At 60.8% G+C, this 3,413-nt stretch carries 4 protein-coding genes; all 4 read right to left on the bottom strand.

Features of this window, described 5'->3' with window-relative positions:
* Nucleotides 1-97: 97 nt before the first annotated feature.
* Nucleotides 98-856, bottom strand: a complete 759-nt coding sequence (locus AC1DWI_RS17120) for an ABC transporter ATP-binding protein (RefSeq protein WP_457280113.1) — start codon at nucleotides 854-856, stop codon at nucleotides 98-100.
* On the bottom strand, nucleotides 853-1,860 hold the full coding sequence (locus tag AC1DWI_RS17115) for a branched-chain amino acid ABC transporter permease (RefSeq protein WP_457280112.1): 1,008 nt from the start codon (nucleotides 1,858-1,860) through the stop codon (nucleotides 853-855). Before AC1DWI_RS17115 ends, AC1DWI_RS17120 begins: the two co-directional genes overlap by 4 nt.
* The gene (locus AC1DWI_RS17110; RefSeq protein WP_457280111.1) at nucleotides 1,857-2,732 is read right to left on the bottom strand and encodes a branched-chain amino acid ABC transporter permease; all 876 of its coding nucleotides are present in this window, start codon (nucleotides 2,730-2,732) and stop codon (nucleotides 1,857-1,859) included. The genes AC1DWI_RS17115 and AC1DWI_RS17110 overlap by 4 nt, the downstream gene beginning before the upstream one ends.
* Before the next feature lie 117 nt (nucleotides 2,733-2,849).
* Nucleotides 2,850-3,413, bottom strand: a 564-nt coding sequence (locus AC1DWI_RS17105) for an ABC transporter substrate-binding protein (protein ID WP_477725279.1), incomplete at its 5' end; no start/stop codon positions are given.

The raw sequence follows: 3,413 nt of genomic DNA, 5'->3' as shown, positions 1-3,413 counted from the left end.
CTTTCCAAGCAACGGCGCGGAACCGGCTCCGCCGGGCCGCAGCGGTTGTCCCCCTTAAGGGGGATTCCGGCTACACGCAGTGAGCCGAGACAGGGGGTTAGTTCCCTAAATAGGCGTCCAATACCTCTTTATTGGCCCGGATCTCCGCCGGCGTACCAATGGCCAGCACCTTGCCTTCGACCATCACCATGATGCGGTGGCACAGGCCCATCACAAAATCCATGTTGTGCTCGATCACCACAAACGAAGCCTTGCGGCCAAATTTGGGGTTCTGGTTCAGATCCCGGAGCAGCGACGAGATGCCGCCCACCAGGCTGGGATTGACGCCCGCGCACGGCTCGTCGAGCAGCACCAGGTCCGGTTCGGCCATAAAAGCCATGGCGATGTCCACCAGCTTTTGCTGGCCATAGCTCAAGGTACCGGCGAGCTTGTCAGCCACATGGCGGATGCGGAACTGGTCGATGAGCGCATCCGCCTTGTCGCCCAACCCCGAGTCGCCAGGCGCGAACATGCGGCCGAGCAGGCTGCCCTTGTGCTCCTGGGCCGCCACGATCAGGTTGTCGCGCACCGTCATCTTTCCGAACACCTGAAGGGTCTGAAAGGTGCGGCCCACGCCACGCCGGCTGAGCTCCAGCGGCGACAGGCCGGTGATGGTTTTACCGTTGAGTTCGATCGTGCCGGCATCGGGGCTGATCTGGCCCAACACGCTGTTGAACATGGTGGTTTTACCCGAGCCATTGGGTCCGATGACACCAAAGATTTCCCCCGGCATGACTTCAAAGGAGACCCCGCCCACAGCCTGAATGGCGCCATAGGCCTTTTTGAGCCCGGCAACTTTTAACAACGCGTTTGTCATGATGCCGCTCCGATCCGGCTGGCTGCAGCCGCACGTGCCTGGGACGCCTCACGCGCTGCGCGCTTGGCCCGTATACGGTCAGGAATGCTGAGCAACCCATCGGGCAGCCACACCATCAACAGCACCACCGCAGCGCCGAACATCGGCAAATACCAGTTGGACACCAGCGGCACATCGCGCAGCCACTCCGGCAGCACCACCCCCACGGCGGCGCCCACGATGGGGCCCAGGAAATAACCCGCACCGCCGACCACCACCATCAGATACATCATGATGGACGCGGCCACCGTAAACGGCCCCGGCTCGATGAACTGCACCAGCGATGCAAACAGCGCACCGGCGATGCCGGCGTAAGCCGCGCCAATGGCAAAACTCAGCAGCGTGTAGTTGCGGATGTCCACCCCCAGGCTCTCGGCCCGTATCGGGTTGTCGCGCAAGGCCGTGAAAGCCTTGCCCCAGGGTGAGCGCAGCAACCCCCACAGCAGGCCCGAAAGGATGACCGTCACGGCCAGTACAAAGTAGTAGTAAGGCAGGTTGCCTTCGAGCGAATACCCGAAGAGGGACGGCCGTGCAATGTTGTTGATGCCAAAGGTGCCTCCGGTGAGCCACTCTTCATTGCGCATGACCAGCCAGATGGCGGTGTTAAAACCCAGCGTTGCGAATGCCAGGTAAATGGCTTGCACGCGCAGCGCCGGGAAACCCAGGATCAGCCCGACGGCAAAACAGATCAGTGCGGCAGCCGGCAAACCAAGCCAGAAGCTGACACCCGCCTTCATCAGGATGGCGACGGTGTAGGCGCCAATACCGAAGAAGGCCGCGTGGCCCAGCGATTTCTGGCCCGCGTAGCCAATGGTCAGGTTCAGTCCCATGGTGGCAATGATAAAAACCAGCCAGTAGGTCAGCAGGTAGATGCCGTAGCTCTTCAGGAACTGCGGCACCGCCAGTACCAGCAAAGCGGCCAGAACCGTCAATACCAGGGCAAATTTGTTGTTGGCGAGCTTCATACCTTGCGCTCCTCTTTTTTACCCAGCAGGCCTTGTGGCTTGAAGAGAATCACCACCATGAAAATAACCAGCGCCACGGCGTCCTTGTAGGCCGGAGAAATATAGGCAGCGGCCAGGTTCTCGCACACCCCCACAATCAGCCCGCCCAGCAAGGCGCCGCGCGAGTTGTTGAAACCGCCGATGATGGCGGCAAAAAAAGCCTTGGTACCCAGGCCTTCGCCCATGTCGAACTTGGCGAGGTAAGTGGGCGTAACGAGCAGGGCCGCCGCCACCGCCAGCACGGCATTGATGGCGAAGGTGTAGAAAATCATGCGCGGCACATTGATGCCCAGTACCGAAGCGCTTTCGGTGTTTTGTGCCACGGCCTGCATGGCACGGCCCGTGACGGTTTTGGCCAGGAAAGCCTGTGTCGCCATCACGATGATCAGGGCCAGCGCAAAAGTGCCGATGTCCTGAAGCGTTATCGTGACGCCGGCGATGTTGAACAGCTTGTCGGCAAAGAGACTCGGAAAAGGATGGGCTTCGGCGCTGTAGCCGGCGCGCACGCCATTGCGCAGGGCAATGGAAAGCCCGATGGTCGCCACGACGATGGGCATCATGCCGTACTTGAAGAGCGGATCCACCACCCCCCGCTTGAAGACCCAGCCCAGCAGCAACACGGCCAGCAGCACCGCCAGCACAAAGCTCACCAGCATGGGTGCGCCCAGCGAAATGAAGGCCAGCATCATGAAGGCCGGCAGCATGACAAATTCACCCTGCGCAAAGTTGATCGTTCCCGAGGCCTGCCACAGCAAGGTAAAGCCCAGGGCCGCCAGCGCATAAATGCTGCCGGTGGCCAGGCCCGAGAAAAAGAGTTGGAGAAAGTCTGTCATGGGAAGGTCCGATGGAGAAAGTCGGTTGTATTCAGCGGAGTTCTCAATGGGAAGGGCTTGCGCCCTGCCCCATGAGCGGCCGGCCCCGCATGGCCGGCCGAGGTTGCAGTTACTCAGTTACTTCTTCGCGGCTGGCTTGGCCGCAGCAGCAGGTGCCAAAGGAAGGGTCTTGCTCACGTCCCGGGTGGCCAGGCCAAGCGGGGGAACCATGTCAATGACTTCCTGCTTGCCGTTTTTGACTTCCACCATGAAGCTCATGCGGTCGAGGTCGCCCTTGTTGTCGAACTCGGTGTACATCAGCGCGCCGGGATATTTGTCGGTGTTGACCTTCAAGCCCTTCATGGCCGCAGCCACGGCCTTGCGGTCCAGCTTGCCGGCTTTTTCGATGGCGGCCTTGAGCACGTAGACACCGGAGTAGCCCTTCATGCCGTTGTGATCGGAGATGTACTTGTAGTCCTTCTCAAACTTCGCTTTGAAAGCGCGGATGGCGGGCACCGGCGCATCCACCGTCAAGCCCACGTGGGCAATCGCGCCGTTGGCAGCCTCACCGGCCAGCTCAATGACTTTCTGGCCTGTCAGGGTGGTTTCGCCGATGATGGGCTTGTTCCAGCCCTGCTTGCGCAGCTCGCGCAGCAAGCGTGCCGACTCTTCTTCGTTCGAATAGGCGAACACGCCGTCTGC

This window comes from Polaromonas sp. P3_C2, assembly GCF_056402675.1.
Note: the sequence above shows the minus strand (reverse complement) of the source record. Positions and strands in the feature narration are given on the sequence as shown.